This window comes from Frankia sp. AgB32, assembly GCF_023243045.1.
GTDB lineage: Bacteria > Actinomycetota > Actinomycetes > Frankiales > Frankiaceae > Frankia.
The window spans coordinates 3334-21387 of record NZ_JALKFX010000105.1 but is presented as its reverse complement, the minus strand read 5'-3'; the positions used below and the strand labels follow the sequence as shown (position 1 = coordinate 21387).

Annotated in this window: 10 protein-coding genes; 6 read left to right on the top strand and 4 right to left on the bottom strand. The window is 74.1% G+C overall.

Annotated elements, in window-relative coordinates:
* Positions 1–899: 899 nt before the first annotated feature.
* The 3 genes from MXD60_RS30485 to MXD60_RS23525 all read right to left on the bottom strand — a co-directional run bounded on the left by MXD60_RS30485 (position 900) and on the right by MXD60_RS23525 (position 8044).
* On the bottom strand, positions 900–1682 hold the full coding sequence (locus MXD60_RS30485; RefSeq protein WP_518468547.1) for a LuxR C-terminal-related transcriptional regulator: 783 nt from the start codon (positions 1680–1682) through the stop codon (positions 900–902).
* A gap of 343 nt (positions 1683–2025) precedes the next feature.
* Complete coding sequence (locus MXD60_RS23530) at positions 2026–5904, bottom strand: TM0106 family RecB-like putative nuclease (protein WP_248821521.1); 3879 nt, start codon at positions 5902–5904, stop codon at positions 2026–2028.
* Positions 5905–6238: 334 nt separating this feature from the next.
* Entirely contained in the window at positions 6239–8044 is a 1806-nt protein-coding gene (locus tag MXD60_RS23525) for a protein kinase domain-containing protein (RefSeq protein ID WP_248821520.1), read from the bottom strand.
* Positions 8045–8533: 489 nt separating this feature from the next.
* Here MXD60_RS23525 and MXD60_RS23520 point away from each other — a divergent pair, with 489 nt between their 5' ends.
* The 4 genes from MXD60_RS23520 to nhaA are packed head-to-tail and all read left to right on the top strand — an operon-like array spanning position 8534 to position 13729.
* Entirely contained in the window at positions 8534–10657 is a 2124-nt protein-coding gene (locus MXD60_RS23520; protein WP_248821519.1) for an acetate--CoA ligase family protein, read from the top strand.
* 2 nt (positions 10658–10659) lie between these two features.
* Positions 10660–11526, top strand: a complete 867-nt coding sequence (locus MXD60_RS23515; protein WP_248821518.1) for a prephenate dehydratase — start codon at positions 10660–10662, stop codon at positions 11524–11526.
* Between the two features lie 53 nt (positions 11527–11579).
* Positions 11580–12350 carry a pirin family protein gene (locus MXD60_RS23510; protein ID WP_248821517.1) on the top strand — a complete coding sequence of 257 codons (771 nt, stop codon included), beginning with the start codon at positions 11580–11582 and terminating at the stop codon, positions 12348–12350.
* Positions 12347–13729, top strand: coding sequence for a Na+/H+ antiporter NhaA (gene nhaA / locus MXD60_RS23505; RefSeq protein WP_248821516.1), 1383 nt, complete (start codon positions 12347–12349; stop codon positions 13727–13729). Before MXD60_RS23510 ends, nhaA begins: the two co-directional genes overlap by 4 nt.
* On the opposite strand, the gene MXD60_RS23500 is transcribed toward nhaA, so the two are convergent.
* Positions 13688–14389, bottom strand: coding sequence for a DsbA family protein (locus MXD60_RS23500; RefSeq protein ID WP_248821515.1), 702 nt, complete (start codon positions 14387–14389; stop codon positions 13688–13690). The genes nhaA and MXD60_RS23500 overlap by 42 nt on opposite strands.
* 369 nt (positions 14390–14758) lie before the next feature.
* On the opposite strand from MXD60_RS23500, the gene MXD60_RS23495 reads away from it, so the two are divergent.
* Together MXD60_RS23495 and MXD60_RS23490 are read left to right on the top strand one after the other, a co-directional pair.
* Positions 14759–16972 carry a vitamin B12-dependent ribonucleotide reductase gene (locus MXD60_RS23495; protein ID WP_248821514.1) on the top strand — a complete coding sequence of 738 codons (2214 nt, stop codon included), beginning with the start codon at positions 14759–14761 and terminating at the stop codon, positions 16970–16972.
* 78 nt (positions 16973–17050) lie between these two features.
* Positions 17051–17890 carry a LamB/YcsF family protein gene (locus tag MXD60_RS23490; RefSeq protein ID WP_248821513.1) on the top strand — a complete coding sequence of 280 codons (840 nt, stop codon included), beginning with the start codon at positions 17051–17053 and terminating at the stop codon, positions 17888–17890.
* The last annotated feature ends 164 nt before the right edge of the window (positions 17891–18054 follow it).

Sequence of the window (18054 nt, the reverse complement as noted above, 5' to 3'; positions counted from 1 at the left end):
GGTCGCGATGCCCAACGGGCGCCGCGGGACCGGCCAGCCCGCGTCGGACGCCCAGGCGATCACCTGACGTCCGCTTCGCCGCGTGATCCTGGTCTGCGCGGCGAAGGGGCGAAGCGGGGCCGGTGCGGCGGAGCGGGTCGCACCGGCCCCGCGCTCGTTGCACACCCGGTTGCACCCCCGTGCGGGGCCCTGTACCGCTTCCGGCATCAGGAAACGGCCGGACCGCCTGTCGCCCGCGGGCGAGCCGTCGACGCCGGCACGCCGACACGCGACGGGTGGCCGGCGCGTCCTGGGCCTGAGGCGACCCGGAGCCACCCACCAGCCATCCGGACGGTGCGGAGAACTGCCAGGATGCGGCATTCGGCAGGCTCCGCGCCCGCCGGTTGGCCGGGCCGACCGGACCGGGCTGGCCGGGCCTGCCCCGGGGTGCCCACTGGCAGCCCGCGGCAGGCCGGCCAGCCGGCCGGAGACCTGCCCAGCCCGAGAGCCACCCAGCCCGAGAACCGCCCAGCCGGATGACCACGTAGCCGAACAGCTACGTGGTCGTCCGGCCACGCTGTCTGGGTCGCCGACCGGCTGGGTTGCATGATGGAGGTACGGCGCTCACGCCCCGCGAGACGATCACCGACGGCGCTGTTCGGCCGGCCGCCGGCCAGCGTGGAACACACCCGCGCGTTCGGATGCCGGAGCCTCGGCAGGTCCGGCAGAACCGGTGGTCCGCAGAAGCAGTGGTCCGACCAGACCACAGGGCGTCCGGCAGACGCCGTGGTTCCGGCAGACACTGTGGTTCCGGCAGACTCTGTGGTTCCGGCACCCGAATGCGCGGGTCGAACCACGCGTGGCCGACGATCAGCCGAGGGCGCGCCGTCGAGGTGCGCCGGCGGGCCGTGAGCTACCGATCAGGGCAGCATGCCGAGCTGACGCGCCGCGTGCACCGCGGCGGTCCGGTTACGAACCCCGAGTTTGCGCATGATGCTGCGCAGGTAGGCCTTCACCGTCTCCGGTGAGACCGTCAGCCGACGGGCCGTCTCCACGTTCGACAGACCCAGGGCGACCTGCGCAAGCACCTCGAGTTCACGCGGGGTGAGCGCCAGTCGGCCACCGACCTTGGTGTCCTGGTCCAGTAGTCCGCGCAGCAGCTCCGAGACGCCGCCGATGCGCCCCCGCAGCAACGGGTCGGCCACGTGTTCCGTGACCTCCTGCAGCTCCCGGTAGGCCAGTCGCAGACTCTCCTGCGGCTGGCCGGGCGAACGCGGCAACGGTACGGCACCCACCGGCCTGACCATCGTGGATGGCATGGTGGATGGCATGGTGGGCGGACGGCGCCCGGGGGGCGCCGTCGGAGAGTACGGCTCTCCATGTGCGGCAGCGACGCCGAGTTCACGTTCCATCAGACGAGCCGTCGCAATGGCTGCCCTTACGGCGGCCTCGGTGAACGGTATCTCGGTCCGCATGGCGCCGTACAGCACGGCTACCACCGCGCCTTCCATGCTGACCGGTACCGCAAGAATCGCTCCGAAGTCGGCTCCCTCTATAGGAGAGGCAGCCGAACGCAGAACTCTTCGCGTCGCCGCTGGGTCGTTGATGACGACCGGGCGGCAATGCCGCACCACCTGCCCGCCGATTCCCGTCCCGGGCGGGACGGAGGCGCCGAGCAGTCCGCTCGGTGCTGGTCCGTCCACGTTGGTGACGGTCAATCGACCAGAATGCGGTGCGACTATTCCACCGAATGTGAGATGGGCTCCCGATGAAGCGCGCAGCCGGGCAATTGCCCGCGGCAGGACTATCTGCACGCGACTCGGGGCCGACACGTCCACTGTCACGAGCGTCCCCTTCCCGACCTGTAGAAGACCGAGGGAAGCGTAGCATCCGTTTTACGAACGGCACAAATAAGTGCACAAACGGCCGCTGCAAGAAAAACGGCCGAGGGGTGCGGCCAGATCCCGCGTAACAGCACCGTCGTCCGAATGCCCGGCGGCCGGGAAACGCGGCCGGTGTGGCGCCGCCGCCCCAGCGAGGATCTTCCTACACCGGCAGTGTGACCGCGTCGGCACCTCCGGTCCGCGGCGCCGGCACGTCGAACCGGGCCGGTCGGGCCATCGCCCGCAGCCGGGCGAGCCCGGCGAGCAGCTGCAGCTCCGCGACGCTGCGCGGCGAGGAGTCCTGCAGCGCCGGCGACATCACCAGTACCGCGATCACCTGGGCCCGGGACAGCGCGACGTTCAACCGGTTACGGGAAAGCAGGAAATCCAGCCCGCGGGGAGCCTCGGCGGCGCTCGACGTCGTGAGGGTCGTGACGACCACCGCCGCCTCCTGCCCCTGGAAGCGGTCCACGGTGCCGACCCGCACACCGGTCAGACCCCCCTCCGCCAGGGCCCGGTCGACCGCGCGGACCTGCCGGTTGTACGGCGCGACGACGAGCACGTCCGCCCCGGTCAGCGGCCGGCTCCCGGTCGCGTCGGCCAGCGTCCGCCCGACGAGGCGCCGGACCGCCGCGCACACGGCCGCCGCCTCCTCGTCGCTTCGCGTGCCGTTGCCCTCGTGCTCCACGTCGTGCAGGTAGAGCCCGGCCGGCACGCCGTCGACCCCGCGGGTCGCCGCGACCGGATGGGCCCGCAGCCGGCCGCGGTAGGACAACGCCGACACCGGCTCGCACACGGCGGGATGCAGCCGGCGGGTCCGGTCCAGGAAGTAGCCGAACTCCGGCGGGATGACCTCGGCGTCGCCGAGCAGATGGGACAGCGCGGACGCGTCGGCACCGTCGGGGTGGATCCCGGCGACCACCTGGGGAAGCTGCTGGGGATCGCCGAGCAGCACCAGGTTGCGGGCCGCTCCGGACACCGCGAGCGTGTCGGCGAGGGCGAACTGACCCGCCTCGTCGATGATCAGGACGTCGAACGGCACCGCAGCCAGGGCCGGGTTGGCGAACGCCCAGGCGGTGTCGCCGACGAGATGGCCCTCCGGGTGGCTTTCCCGCCACGCCGCCAGGGCCCGCAGGTCACGCGGGGTGTCCCAGGCAGGACGAACCTTCGGGTCGGCCCGCGCGCCGCTGCGCAGTTTCTTCGCCGCCGGCACCGCCGGGCGCCACGCCACCGCCTCGTCGGACTCCGCCGCGGGCGGGCGGCCGGTCGCCGCCGTCATCGCGTTCTCGATCGCCTTGTGGCTGGTGGAGCAGACGCCCACCGACCAGCCCTGGCCCACGAGATGCTGGATCAGGCGGCCCGCCAGGTAGGTCTTGCCCGCGCCGGGCGGTCCCTGCACGGCGAGATACGAGCCGTCCAGGGCGCTGACCGCCGCGAGCACCGCCGCCACCTGGTCCTCGCCGCCGTCCGCACTGTCCTGCCCACCGCCGTCCGCGCCGTCCTGCGCGCCGCCGGCCGGGCGCCCCGGCAGCGCGCCGCGCCCGCCCGTCAGCCGGGGCGGACGGCGCAGCAGCAGGTCGATCGCGGCCTCGGCCGGCAGGCTGGGCAGCGCGGCGGCGGTCCGTCCGGCCAGCTGGCGGATCGCGGTCGGCTTCGGCTCCGGGCGCACCGGTGCGCCCGGCAGTACCGCGGTGGGCAGCGCGCGGGCCGCCGACTCCGGCAGGGCGTTCTCCCGCAGCAGCAGGGCGTGCGGGGCGGCCCGCTCCACGACCGCGTCCCCGGCCGTGCCCACCGCGCCGGGTCGGGCCGGGTAGAGCACCCGCACGGCCTCGTTCTGGTCGAACGGATGCGGGCGCTCGGGGTCGACCTCGGCCCGCAGCAGCCGCCGGCTGCGCCGCCGCCGGCCGGTGGGCTCGTCCCAGTCCTCGACGACCCGCCACGAGGTCGGCACCGCGCAGTCGTCCGCCGCCTCCAGGGTCGCCCGGTCCGCGGTCAACGCCGCGAAGTACGTCCACCACGCCGGCTTGTTCTCCCGCCGGTGGTAACCGACCGCGGCGGCGAGCAGCGCCCGCGTCCGCTGGTCGACCGTCCACTCGGCGGGGTCGGCGGGCAGGCCCTCGACCAGGGCGTCGACGGTCGCGTCCGGATCGTCGTCACCGGCCAGGGGGCGCTGGTCGCCGCTGCCGTCGGCCGCGTCCGGTGCCGCGCCGGGGGCGCCGCCGTCGCGCTCCGGCACCCCTTCGGCCCGGCGCAGGTCGAGCAGCCAGCGGTGCAGCCGGTGCGTCGACTCGCAGTCCACCCGGTTGTACGCGGCGATCTCGGCGAGCAGCGCCTCGGCCTCGGACGTCTCCCCCGCCGCCCGGTGTTCCAGGACGGACTCGTACGCCACGATGCTGTCGGCGGCGTTCGTCACCGCCGCCGTGCGCGCGCCCGGGTGGAACAGCGGCTCCAGATACTTGATCGAGTAGGACGGCTGGGAGATCCGCAGGCTGCGGCGGACCACGGTGTACAGGTCCACGAGCCGGTTGCCGGCGAGCAGCTCGTCGATGTCGCGCTCCCGGGTGCCGTGGCGGGCCGCCAGGCGCCGCAGCGCGTTCGGTTCATACGGAGCGTAGTGATAGATGTGCGCGCCGGGGTGGTCGCGCAGCCGGGCCGTCGCCCAGTCGACGAAGTCCTCGAAGGCGCGCCGCTCGCCGGCCCGGTCATGGGCCCAGAAGGCGCGGAAGTCCTCGGCCGCGGGCATCGGTTCCGCCTGTGGCGGCGGGGTTTCGTCCCCGCCGGTGACGGCGCGCCCGTTCGGGGGCCGGGCCAGGGTGACCGCGCCAAAGAGATATTCCAGACCCGCCGCGTCCAATGCGTACGGATCACCTTCCATGTCGAAGTAGATGTCGGCGTGATCCGCCGCCGGCAGCATCGCCAGCGCGCCCGGATCCACCATCCGCACGCTCACGGTCCCGAGCGGATCGTCCGCGCTGCGCGTCGCGTCCTGCGCCGCCTGTAGCTCCGCCTGCAGGCGCAGGCCCGAGAACGCCACCGCGGACATCGCCGCGGGCCGGCCGTCGTCGGTCGCGGCGGCGAGTTCCTCGACCGAGGTGATGCCCGCTGCGCGCAGAATCCGGCGCTGGTCGGCGCGCAGACCCGCGACCAGCGACAGATCACGCGCGTCGGCTCGCCCGCGGGCGCAGTGCTCGGCGAAGGCACAGCTCGCGCACTCCGGACGAGGTTCGGCCCAGGACGTTTCCGGAGGCGCTGCGGGCCCGGTCAGCCGGGCGCCGAGCCGGGCGCGGGCGTGGGCGACCAGCGGACCCACGTCGTCGACGCGGAAGGTGCGCACGACGCCGGGAACGGGCAGGTGCCCGTCGCGACCGCCCGGGCCGGCGGCCGCGTCGCGCGCGGGGTGCAGCAGGTGCATGAACGTCGGCGCGCGCACGCCGGCCGTCGGCAGCGCCACCGCGTAGGCGGCGAGCTGCAGCACCGCGCCCGGGCGGGCCTGGCGGGCGAGCTTCGCGTCGTAGGGCTCGTAGTCGCCCGCACGGGCGGTGCCCCGCGTGGCCCCGGTGAGCGGGTCGAGGTGCGCGGCGATGAGGAAGTCGGGACGTCCCTGGACGCCGCCGTCGAACAGCACGCCCTGGTAGACGACCGGCACGCCGGCGGCCAGGGCGCGCCGGGTCTGCTCGGCCGCGGCGGTCAGCCCGTCGGCCGTCGGCACCGCCCGCGGTATCTCCACGACGCCGTCCAGCCCGAACAGGCGGCGCAGGTGGGTCAGCCACCGACGCTCGTGCGCCTCGCCGTGGCGGACGGCGGTCCGGTCCGGTCGCGTGACCCGCAGCGGGGACGGCGCCACCGCCGGCCCGGGCTCGCCGGACGGCCCGGCCGCGTCGGCGGTGGCGGCGGTGAGGTCGGCCTCGACGCCGGTGGCGGGGGTGTCGGCGGTCAGCAGGCCGGCCGCCAGCGCGTGGGTGAGCCTGACCCGGTGCCCACATTCGACGACGTCCACGAGGTCACCCGCGGAGATGACCCAACGGTCATCGATCTTCTGCACGTCACCTTCCCATCCGGGCCGGTCCGTCCGGACCGCTTCCCTGGGCCACAGTGGCTGCCGCCGGGCGGATCAGCGGTCCCATCCGTGGGTGCCGGTCCGGTGACCGCGCCCCGGGTGACCCGCCCTGTGCGGGCATGCCAGGCCGGAACGGCCGGTCAACTACGTTCACACCTTTGGGCTATCGCTACGGGGTGCACCACCTCGTTGCACCCCCCGGAAGTCAAGGTCAAAAGCGAATGTATCCTTCATCACACATATATCCAGGTCGCCGTCAGTAGCTACCCAGGGCAATGGGATCATTGCATCCAGACATGAAATCGGCCGTGACCCCACCTCAGTGATCGACATGGCTGCCGTCGCAGCCAGACGACCGGACGCGGCCGTCGCCGTCCTCGTCGGTGTAGGTGATCCGCAGGTTGTCCGCCGACATCCAGCCTTCGGTCGAGGTGCCCGCGATCCGCACCCACCACCAGACGTTGTCGTAACCGTTCACGATGCTGCACCACAGGTAGACCTTCGCGGCCTTGGCGATGCTCGCGACGTCCGCGCAGGCGGCGTACGGCGTCTTCTTCAGGTGGGAGGCGACCTTCATGACCCCGGAGCCCTCACCGTTGAAGCCGTGCCCGAACGCCGCCGAACAGCTCGTACTCGGCTTCGACGTCGGTGTCGGCGATGTCCGGGGTGGCGCGGCGGGCGGCGGGACGGCGCCACCGGGATCCGGGCCACCGGGACCCGGCGCGGCCACGGTCGCGGGCACCGCGGGCGGGGCCGCAGCGGACGGTGACGAACCCGGCACCGAACCGACCGGTTCGGCCCGGCCCGGTGGGCCACCGGCCCGACCGAGGAAATCCCCGGTCGCCGGCAGCGTCGACGTCCCCGGCTGGCCGAGGTCCGCGCCCGTGCCGCTGCCGCCCTTGTCGAGCGGGCCGCGGCCGATCGCGCTCACCCGGCTCTCGCCGTCCTTCGCCGAGGCGACGCCACCGCCGGCGGCGGTGCGCCCGGGCAGCAGCGTGACGAGGGCGATCACAGCCGCCAGGGCGACGACCGCGGCCGTGGTGAGGACCGCGGCCGTGGTGAGGACCGTCGCACGCCGGCCGAACCGCCGCCCGCGCGCCGGCCCGCCGGCGGGCACCGACCGGGGGCCCTGGTCCGCCGAGGTCGGCCCGTCCTGCGCCGGACTCGCCATGACCGCCGGCACCGCGCCGTCCTCGGCCGCCGGCGGCGGCGATGCACCGGGCCGCGCCGGCTGGCGCGGCGCGGGCACCTGGTACCGGGCGATCTCGGCGACGACCGGCGGCGGCAGCCAGCCCGCTCCGCTGTGCAGCGCCTGGTCGCCACGCGCCGCCTGGCACAGGTCGATGAGGTCGCCGGGCGACGGGCGGTCGGCCGGATCCTTGCGCAGGCACTGGCGCAGCACCTCGCGGACCGGCGGCGGGCAGCGGTCCCAGTCGGGCTGCTGGTGCTCGATGCGGTGGAACACCGCCGCGTCGGAACCGAACGGCAGTTCCCCGACGGCCGCGAACCAGGCGCTCGCGCCGAGCGCGAAGATGTCCGCGGCGGGTCCCGGCGGCTGGCCCCGCACCTGCTCGGGAGACATGAACGCCGGCGTGCCGATGCGGGCCCCGGCCTGGGTCATCGTCGCGGCGGCGGCCTCGACGGCGCGGGCGACCCCGAAGTCGATCACCCGCGGGCCGTCGGCGGCGATGATGATGTTGCCGGGTTTGAGGTCGCGATGCACGACGCCGACCCGGTGGATGGACTGCAGCGCCTCGGCCACCCCGGCCACCAGCACCAGAACGGTCTCGGGCGGCAGCGCGCCGAGGCGCGCGAGCACGGCCGCGAGCGACGGCGCGGCGACGTAGGCGGTCGCGAGCCACGGACAGGGCGCGTGCGGGTCGCAGTCGACGACCGGGGCGGTGTAAGGGCTCTGGACGCGGCGCGCGATCACCACCTCGGCGGCGAACCGCCGGCGGAACTCCGGGTCCGCGGCGATCTCCGGGCGGGCCATCTTCACGGCGATCGGCCGTCCGCCGGGGGTGTGCGCGAGGTAGACGGCGCCCATTCCGCCCACACCGATCCGGGCGTGCAGTGGATAGTCCCCAATCCGCAGCGGGTCCTGCGCCGACAGGGGCGTGAACACCGGCGGATCCGCCGGCGCGCGCAATCCCGGGGCCGGCGGGTGGTGCCCGCCTGCCATCAGCCCATCGCTCCACCGGTCCGCACAGCGCCACCGTGCCGGACCGATCCCCCTCGACGGACACTGTTTGCCCATCTACCAGACAACCACCCGCACACCCGACCGGCGCGGATCCCGGAGCAACCGCACCGACACCGGCCACCCACAACATTCGGTTGAGTCCGAAATTCCGTTTCACCTGAAGCTGGCCACCAAGTCGTCTGCGATCATCCCGTCCGTACCACCGCGGACGCGGTCAGCGCACGTCCGACGGGGCTGCGCCGGACGTGCGCGCCGGGTGGTGGGCGTCCCGTGGACGCCGCTGATGGCGGACACGGCGACGCGGCCGTCCCAGCGGGTACTACGGTGAAAACCGATCATGACTGGCGGCAGCCGCCGGGTGAGTCGAGTACAGAGGGTGGTGCGGTGGCCTGTTTCCCCCATGAGTCTCCGGTGCTGCGCGAGGCGCGGCGCGACCGGCGCGATGACGGGCGCGGGATCGAGCGGCTGCTGCATCCCCGGGTGGTCGCGGTGGTCGGCGCCAGCCGCGAGCCTGGGACGGTCGGCCACGAGGTGTTCCGGCGGCTGCTCGCCGACGGCTTCACCGGCACGGTGTATCCCGTCAACGCGGCGGCCAGCCACGTCGCCTCCGTCTACGCCTACCGCGACGTGGCCGACGTGCCCGCGGCGATCGACCTGGCCGTGATCGCGGTGCCGGCGCGGGACGTCGTCGGGGTACTGCGCGCCTGCGCGGCCTGCGGCGTGGGCGCCGCCATCGTCGTGTCGGCCGGGTTCGCCGACGGCGGCGACGAGGGGCGCGCCCTGCTTGCCGAGACCGTCCGGATCGCGCGGGACAGCGGTCTGCGGCTGGTCGGTCCGAACGCCATGGGCGTCATCAACACCGACCGGACCGTCCGGATGCATGCCACCTTTGCCGTCGGCGCCGCCCCCGCCGGCCGGGTCGGCGTTTTCACCCAGTCCGGCGCACTGGCGGGAAGTTTTCTCGCGGACGCCACCCGCCGCGCCGTCGGATTCTCCACGTTCGTGTCCGCCGGGGACCGTTCCGACATTTCCGTGAACGATCTGCTGGAATACTGGCAGTCGGATCCCCGGACCGACGTCGTCATGCTGCACCTGCAAAGCCTCGGAAATCCCGGCCGGTTCGCGCGAATAGCCCGCGAGCTCGGCCGGAGCAAACCCGTCGTCGCGTTGAAGAGCGGTCAGGACAGCCCCGACGGCGGCGTCGACGCGCTGCTCGGCGGCGCCGGGGTGGTACGTGTCGACACCCTGAACCAGCTTTTCGACGCCGTGCAGCTTCTCGCCCACCAGCCGCTGCCCGCCGGGCGCCGCGTCGGCGTCGTCGGCACGAGCAGCGCGCTGGCGACGCTGGCGACCGACGCGTGCCGCACCTACGCGCTCGACGTACCCGCGCTGTCCCCCGAGACCTGTGCGGCGCTTGCCGCGCTCGTCGGCGACCGCTACGCCACCAATCCCGTCGATCTCGGCCCGCTCGCCGACCCCGACCTGTTCGACGCCACGCTACGCACGGTGGCGACCAGCGGCGAGGTCGACGCGATCCTCGCGCTGGTCACGCCGCACGCGCAGGAGAACCGCCTCGGCGCGGCGATCCGCGCGGTCGCGGCCGACACCGGCCTGCCGGTCCTCGCCAGCTATCTCGGTCGGGACGGCATTCCGGCCGCGCTCACGGTGGCGGACGCCGACGGCCGCCCGGCGCGCGGCTCGGTGCCGTCCTACTCCTCGCCGGAGTCGGCGGCGCTCGCGCTGTCCCGCGCGGCCGACCACGCGGCCTGGCGCGCCCGCGGCCGCGGGCGGATCCCGCCCCTGCCGGACGTCGATCTCGCCGGCGCCCGCGCGCTGGTCGAACGCTGCCCGGCCGACGGCGCGTGGCTGCCCGAGCCGGTCGTCGCCGCCCTGCTGGCCGGGGTGGGTCTGCGCGCCTGGCCCGGCGTGCGGGTCGCCGATCCGGCCGGGGCGCTGACCGCGGCGCGCTCCCTGGGCTGGCCCGTCGCGCTCAAGATCGCGGACGAGCGGTTCCGCAGCCGGCTCGACGTCGGCGCCGTCCAGCTCGGCCGGGAGGACGAGGCCGCGCTCGCCGCCGCCTGGCACGCGGTGCGCGCTGCGGTGGGGCCCGGCGACATGGTGGTGCAGCCGATGGCGCCGGCCGGGGTCTCCACGGTGGTCGGGCTGCGCCGCGATCCGGCCGTCGGCGCGCTGCTGTCGCTGCGCCTCGGCGGCGCCGTGGCCGACCTGATCGCCGATCCGCTGGCCCGCACGCTGCCCCTGACCGATCTGGACGCGGACGGGCTCATCCGTTCGATCCGCGGCAGCGTCCTGCTGGTGGGCGGGTCCGGCACCCCCGCCGCCGACACCGCGGCGCTGGCCGACCTCCTGCACCGGGTCGCCCGCCTCGCCGAGGAGATACCGGGCATCGGCGAGGTCCTGCTCGACCCGGTGCTCGTGGGCCGCCGCGGCGTGGTGGTGCTGCACGCCGGCATCCGGCTGCTGCCCGCGGACCCGCCCGGAACCGCCGGGTCCGGCGGCCCGGTACGGTCCTAACCATGACCGCACGGCAGAGAATCGCGTTCCAGGGCGAGCCGGGAGCCAACTCCCACATCGCCTGCCGGGATGTCTATCCGGATTTCGAGGCGGTTCCCTACCAGACGTTCGACGAGTGCTTCTCGGCGCTGGAGGACGGCGCGGTCGACCTCGCGATGCTCCCGGTGGAGAACTCCACGGCGGGCCGGGTCGCCGACATCCACCTGCTGCTGCCGCGCCCGGCGGTGCACATCATCGGCGAGTACTTCCTGCCGGTGCGCCATCAGCTGCTCGCCGTGCCCGGCGCCACCCTCGACGAGGTCAAGACGGTGCACAGCCACCCGCAGGCGCTGGCGCAGTGCCGGTCGGCGCTGCGCGCGCTCGGGCTGGTCGCGGTGCCCGCCGCCGACACCGCGGGCGCGGCGAGGGAGATCGCCGAGGCAGCCGACCCAAGCCGGGCCGCGATCGCCTCGCGGCTGGCCGCCGAGGCCTACGGGCTGCAGGTGCTGCGGGCGGACCTGGAGGACGAGGAGCACAACACCACCCGCTTCCTCATCCTGTCCACCGAGAACCTGCGCGCCGCCACCGGGATCGGCCCGATCGTCACCACGTTCGTGTTCAAGGTGCACAACCGGCCGGCCGCGCTCTACAAGGCGCTCGGCGGGTTCGCGACGAACGGCGTCAACATGACGAAGCTGGAAAGCTACATGGTCAACGGGGAGTTCGTCGCCACCCAGTTCCTCTCCGATGTCGAGGGCAGCCCGGAGGATCCCGCCGTCGCGCGCGCGTTCGAGGAACTGTCCTTCTACGCCGACCACCGCATCCTCGGCGTGTACCGGGCGAGCCGTTACCGGGAGCGCGAGCGCCTGGGCACCGCGCCCGGGCGCTGACCCGCACCACAACACCGGTCGCGGTTGTACTCACCCCTGGGCTGGGAGGCCACATGCACGGCTCGCCGCCGACCGACGGCGCCCCGGGCGTGGACATCCGGCGCGCCGCCGACCGAGCCGCGACCCGGACGGACTGGCTGGACTCGCGCCACTCCTTCTCCTTCGGCGGGCACTACGACCCCGCCAACACCCACCACGGCGTGCTCCTCGTCCACAACGACGACATCGTCGCGCCGGGACGCGGTTTCGACACCCATCCGCACCGCGACATGGAAATCGTCACCTGGGTGCTGCGCGGCTCCCTGACACACCAGGACTCGACCGGCAACCACGGCGTGATCTACCCGGGTCTCGCCCAGCGGATGAGCGCCGGGCGCGGCATTCTGCATTCGGAGAAGAACGCGGCGGCGGGCGACGGCGAGGAGGTCCGCTTCGTCCAGATGTGGGTCGCGCCGGACACCCGCGGCCTCGAACCCGGCTACGAACAGGCCGAGATCGACGAGCACCGGCTGACCGGCGGCCTCGTTCCCGTCGCCTCCGGCCTGCCCCACCACCGAGACACCGGCGCCGTGCGCCTCGCGAACCGCTTCGCCGCGCTGCACGCCGCCCGGCTTCGTCCCGGGACCGCCGTCGAGCTTCCGCAGGCGCTCTACCTGCATCTTTTCGTCGCCGTCGGCGAGGTGACGCTGACGGGCGCGGGCCCACTGCGCGCCGGCGACGCCGCCCGTCTCACCAGCAGCGGCGGCCAGCGGGTCCGCGCGACGGCGCCGGCCGAGATCCTCCTCTGGGAAATGCACGCCGACCTCGACGGGCTCGGCGGATGACCGCCCCACCCCGGCCCGGCCCCAGCCTGCGGATCCGCCTGCCGCAGGTCGCTCCGTCGCTGCGGGAGTTCCTCGTCACCGAGGCGGGCGGCGCCGTGCTGCTCCTGCTGGCCGCCCTCACCGCCCTCGTCTGGGCGAACTCGCCCTGGTCCGACGGCTACGACCGGCTCTGGGACACCACCGCGCAGCTCCGCGTCGGCGACGCCGGCCTGGACCTCAGCCTGCACCACTGGGTCAACGACGGGGCGATGGCGGTCTTCTTCGCCGTCGTCGGGCTGGAGATCAGCCGCGAGTTCACCGCCGGCGAGCTGCGCGACCGGCGCATGGTCGCGGTGCCGGCGCTGGGCGCGCTCGGCGGCCTGACCCTGCCCGCGGTGATCTACCTGCTGTGTAACCCGTCGGGGCCGGCGTCGAACGGCTGGGGCATTCCGATGTCCACGGACACGGCGTTCGTCGTCGGGATCCTCGCGCTGTTCGGCCCGAAATGCCCCGACCGGCTGCGGCTGTTCCTGCTGACCCTCGCGATCGTCGACGACATCGGCGCGATCTGCGTCGTCGGGATCTTCTACACCGACCGCGTCCACCCCGTCGGGCTCGTGGTCGCGGCGGTGGTCGTACTCGCGTTCCTGGCGCTGCGCTGGCTCGGCGTCTGGCAGCTACCGCCCTACATCCTGCTGGCGCTCGTCCTGTGGGGCGCGATCCACGCCTCCGGTGTGCACGCCACCCTCGCCGGGGTGCTCACCGGGCTGCTGATCCCCGCCGTGCCGCCGCGCCCGGACCAGGCCGAGGAGGTCCCGGTCTACGTGCGGGCGCTGACCGAGGAGTCCAGCGCCACGCGGGTCGCGCTCGCCGTGGGGGCGGCGAAGGCGACGGTGTCCGCGAACGAGCGGCTGCAGCGGGTGCTGCATCCGTTCAGCGCGTTCGTGGTCGTCCCGCTGTTCGGCCTGGCGAACGCGGGCGTGCCCCTCAGCGGCGCGACTCTGCGCGACGCGGCGAGCTCGCCGGTGACGCTCGGGGTGGCGATGGCACTGCTCGTCGGCAACGCCTGCGGGATCACGCTGGCGGGTGTCGCGGCGATCCGCGCCGGGATCGGCCAGCTGCCCGGCCAGGTCCGCTACAGCCATCTGCTGGGGGCGGCGACCCTGGCCGGGATCGGGTTCACGATCTCGCTGTTCATCACCGAGCTCGCGTTCACCGACGAGGCCCTGCGCGACCAGGCGAAGATCGGCATCATCGGTGGCTCGCTCGTCGCGGCCGTCGCGGGCACCGTCATCCTGCGGGTGCTCGGCGAACGCATGCCGCTGTGCTCGCCGCTGACCGACGAGCCGACGCCCCGGCTACCCCCGCGACCATGGCGCGCGCCGGCGCCGGTGAAGTGACATGCTGACCGCCTTGCGCAGCGGGGCGAGTTCGGTCCGCCCCCGGTAGGGCGATCCGTCGATGAACAGCGTCGGGGTGCCGCGCACGCCCTGCTCGATGCCCCGCGCGTAGTCGGCCTCGACCGCGTCGCCGTACGGCTGGGCCGGTTCGCCGACTGCCAGGTCGCCGTCGATGCCGAGGGCGCCCGCGTGGGCGCGCAGGAACTTGTCGCCGAGCCGGTCCTGGTGGGTGAACAGGACGTCGTGCATCTCCCAGAACTGGCCGTGCGCGCCGGCGACCTCCGCGGCCAGCGCGGCGGTGAGCGCGTAGGGATGGATGTCGAAGACCGGGAAGTGCCGGAACACCAGCCTGACCTCGCCGTCGGAGACATCGACGAGCTCGTGCAGGACCGGCGCCGTCCGCGCGCAGTAGGGACATTCGAAGTCGGCGTACTCGACCACGACGATCGGGGCGTCGGCGGGGCCGCGGGTGTGCCGGTGGGGGCCGGTCGGCACGCTGGCGGGCAGGCCCGGACGGACCGCGTCGCCGGCGGCCGGAGAAAGATCGACCGAGCACCTCAGCGCCGCGGCGCCCGGATCGCCGGCGTTCGCCGGCTGCCCGCCGTCGGCATGCCGGCGCGGCCAGACACGACCAGCCACAGCCCGGTCCCGACCCGTCATCCACCCTCCGCCTTCTCCTCGCGCAGCGACAATTATCGCTATGTCGACCGCCGGTGGCGAGGGCCGGCCACAAAGCGGATAAGGTGTGGTGTGTCACGGGTCACAGAAAAGGGCAATCCTCTGCCCGATATGCGGTCGTGTGTGTGACCATCGCCCGGTCCTCGGCGCCACTGCGGCCGCCACCCAGCTCAGCTGGCGACAGTACCGCCCTGCCACTGCGAGGAGCGCGATGCTCGATCCGCAGGCCGGACCCGGCCGGCCGCCTCGCCCGGCCGGTCCCACCGACGCCGGCGCCCGCCACCCCGTCGGCGGTTGCTCTGGTTGTGGTTGCTCTGACGGTGGCTCCTCTACCTCGACGGTGGCTCTCGCGTGACGCACGGCGCGACGGCGCCCGCGGCGGCCCGCGGCCTGCGGATCGCCCGGACCCACACGCGGCCCGGCGTCCACCCCTTCGACGAGGTGCGGTGGGAACGCCGCGACGTGTCGCTGACGAACTGGCGGGACGGCACACCCAACTTCGCCCAGCGCGGCGTGGAGTTCCCCGCCGACTGGTCGACGGCGGCGGCGGCCATCGTCGCGAGCAGGTACTTCCGCGGTGCGTTCGGTAGCGCCGACCGGGAATGGTCGCTGCGCCAGCTCATCACCCGGGTGGTGACGCCCTATTCCCGGACCGGCCTGCGGGACGGTTATTTCGCGACGGCCGAGGACGCCGAGATCTTCGAGCACGAACTGATCTGGCTGTTGCTGCACCAGTCCTTCAGTTTCAACAGTCCGGTCTGGTTCAACGTGGGCACCGACGCGCCGCAGCAGGTTGCCTCGTGTTTCATCCTCGCCGCCGACGACAGCCTCGACTCCGTCCTGAACTGGTACCGGGAGGAGGCGCTGCTGTTCCGTGGCGGCGCGGGCTCCGGGGTGAACCTCTCCCGGCTGCGGTCGTCGTCCGAGCTGCTGCCCTCGGGCCGGCGGGCGCCCGGGCCGGTGAGCTACATGCGCGGCGCCGATGCCTCCGCGGGGGCCATCCGCGCCGGCGGGGCGCCCCGGCCGGCAGCCAAGATCGTCGTGCTCGACGTGGACCATCCGGACATCACCGAGTTCGTCGAGTGCAAGGTCCGCGAGGAACGCAAGATCCGGGTGTTGCAGAACGCCGGGTTCGACATGGAGGTCGGTGGTCGGGACATCGACTCGGTGCAGTTCCAGAACGCCAACAACGCTGTGCGGGTCACCGACGAGTTCATGCGGGCGGTGGCCGCCGACCGTCCCTTCGAGCTGCGCGCCCGCGGCGACGGTCAGGTGACCCGGAGCATTCCGGCGCGCGCCCTGTTCCGGATGATCGCCCGGGCCGCCTGGGAGTGCGCCGACCCCGGGCTGCACTTCGACGACACCATCAACTCCTGGCACACCTGCCCGGCGGGCGGACCGATCAGCGCGAGCAACTCCTGCAGCGAGTACATGCACCTGGACAACTCCTCCTGTCCGGTGGGGTCGCTGAACCTGCTGCGCTTTCTCGACGGGGACCGCCGGTTCGACACCGCGGGCTTCGCCGCCGCGGTCGAGCTCGTCGTTCTCGCGATGGACATCTCCCTGTCCTTCGCCGACGTGCCGACGGCGGAGATCCTCGCGACCACCCAGGAGTACCGCCAGATCGGCGTCGGCTACACCAACCTCGGCGCGATGCTCATGGCCACCGGGCAGGCCTACGACAGCGACGAGGGCCGCGCCACGGCCGCGGCGATCACGTCACTGCTGTCCGCGACCGCCTACCGGCGTTCCGCCGAGATCGCCGGCGCGCTCGGGCCCTACCCGGGATTCGCCGAGAACGCCGCCGCGCACCGCGGGGTGGCGCAGCGCCACGCCGCGGCGAACGCCGCGACCCGCCCGCCCACCGGCAGCTTCGCCGACGGAGAGATCCTGACCCGCGCGGGTCAGGAGTGGCACCGCGCGCTGCGCCTGGGCGACCGGAATGGCTGGCGCAACTCCCACCTCACCCTCATCTCACCCACGACCACCACCGGGCTGGCCATGGACTGCGCCACGATGGGGACGGAGCCGGACCTCGCCCTGGTGAAGATCAGAAAGAGCCCGACGGGCTCGGCGATGCGCAGCGTGAACACGACCGTGCCCTCGGCGCTGCGCGCGCTGGGATACCCGCGGGCGGCGGTGGCCCGGATCGTCGGCTTCATCGCCGCGAACGGCCACGTCGTCGGCGCCCCCGGGCTGCGCCCCGAGCACCAGGCGGTCTTCGACTGCGCGCTGGGACCGCGCGCCGTCGACCCGATGGCGCAGGTGCGGATGATGGCGGCCGTGCAGCCGTTCCTGTCCGGCGCGATCTCCAAGACGATCAGACTCCCGGCGCACGCCACCGTCGACGACGTCGGAGCCGTGTTCTACGCCGCCTGGCGCAAGGGCCTGAAGGCCCTCGCCGTCTACCGCGACTCCGCCAAGGTCGGGCAGTCCCTGTCCGGGATGACGATCCCCGCCCCGGACGGCGGCGCCGACGTCTGGCTGGGCTCCCGGACGGCCACCGCGCCCCCGTCGACCTGCCCCCTCCCGTCCGCCCCCATGCCCTCGACCCGCGCGTCGTAGCGGGGCCCGCGGCGCGCCGGGCGCCGCGGGCGCCCGGGGGCCACGCCCCGGGGCCGGGAATGGGAAACAATCGTGGGTATGGCCGCCGGAGCTGTGCCCAGTCCCCCTGCGAGTCCAGCCGCCGCTGCCGGGGAGGACCAGGACGCCGGGCGGTCCACCCCGGGTCCGCTGGATCTCAACGCCGATCTCGGTGAGGGTTTCGGGGCGTGGCGCCTCACCGAGGACGACGCCCTGCTCGACCTCGTGACCAGCGCGAACGTGGCCTGCGGCTTCCACGCCGGGGATCCGGCGACGATGCGGCGCGTCTGTGAGCGGGCCGTCGCCCGGGGCGTCCGCGTCGGCGCCCAGGTCAGCTACCGCGACCTGGCCGGCTTCGGTCGGCGCCGCATCGACATGGCGCCCGACGACCTGCGCGACGACGTGCTCTACCAGATCGGCGCGCTCGACGCCTTCGCCCACGCGGCCGGCGACCGGGTGCGGTACGTCAAACCACACGGAGCGCTGTACAACACGATCGTCGCGGACGAGGAGCAGGCCGCCGCGGTGGTCGAGGCGGTGCGCGACTACGACCCCGGGCTGCCGGTCCTCGGCCTGCCGGGCTCGACCTGGCTGCGCCAGGCCGCGGCGGCCGGGCTCGTCGCCGTCGGCGAGGCCTTCGCCGATCGCGCCTACACGCCGGCGGCCACCCTGGTCTCCCGGCGCGAGCCCGGCGCCGTCCTGCACGACGCCGACGCGGTGGTCGACCGGTCGGTCCGGATGGCCACGGACGGGACCGTGCTCAGCGCCGCCGGCTCCCCCGTGCGGGTCCAGGCGCGGTCGCTGTGCGTGCACGGCGACACTCCGGGGGCGGTGGACCTGGTGCGACGCGTGCGCGACGCGCTGCGAGCCGCCGGCGTCGTGCTGGCACCGTTCGCCTGAGTACCCGGGAGACGATCACGATGCGCATCCTGACCTGCGGCGCCGACGCCCTGCTGATCGAGGTCGCCCGCCGGGCCGCGGCCCGCGCCCGCGACGCCCCGCGGCGCCCCCCCCCCCCCCCCCGCCGCGGGGGACTCGTCCCCGCCCCCCCGGCCCGCCGGGGC

What these genes read in the sequence shown, in the direction of transcription:
- nhaA (WP_248821516.1), top strand. Translation starts at nt 12,347, where the DNA reads ATGACCGCCCCACCCCGGCCCGGCCCCAGCCTGCGGATCCGCCTGCCG.
- MXD60_RS23510 (WP_248821517.1), top strand. Translation starts at nt 11,580, where the DNA reads ATGCACGGCTCGCCGCCGACCGACGGCGCCCCGGGCGTGGACATCCGG.
- MXD60_RS23515 (WP_248821518.1), top strand. Translation starts at nt 10,660, where the DNA reads ATGACCGCACGGCAGAGAATCGCGTTCCAGGGCGAGCCGGGAGCCAAC.
- MXD60_RS23500 (WP_248821515.1), bottom strand. Translation starts at nt 14,389, where the DNA reads ATGACGGGTCGGGACCGGGCTGTGGCTGGTCGTGTCTGGCCGCGCCGG.
- MXD60_RS23490 (WP_248821513.1), top strand. Translation starts at nt 17,051, where the DNA reads ATGGCCGCCGGAGCTGTGCCCAGTCCCCCTGCGAGTCCAGCCGCCGCT.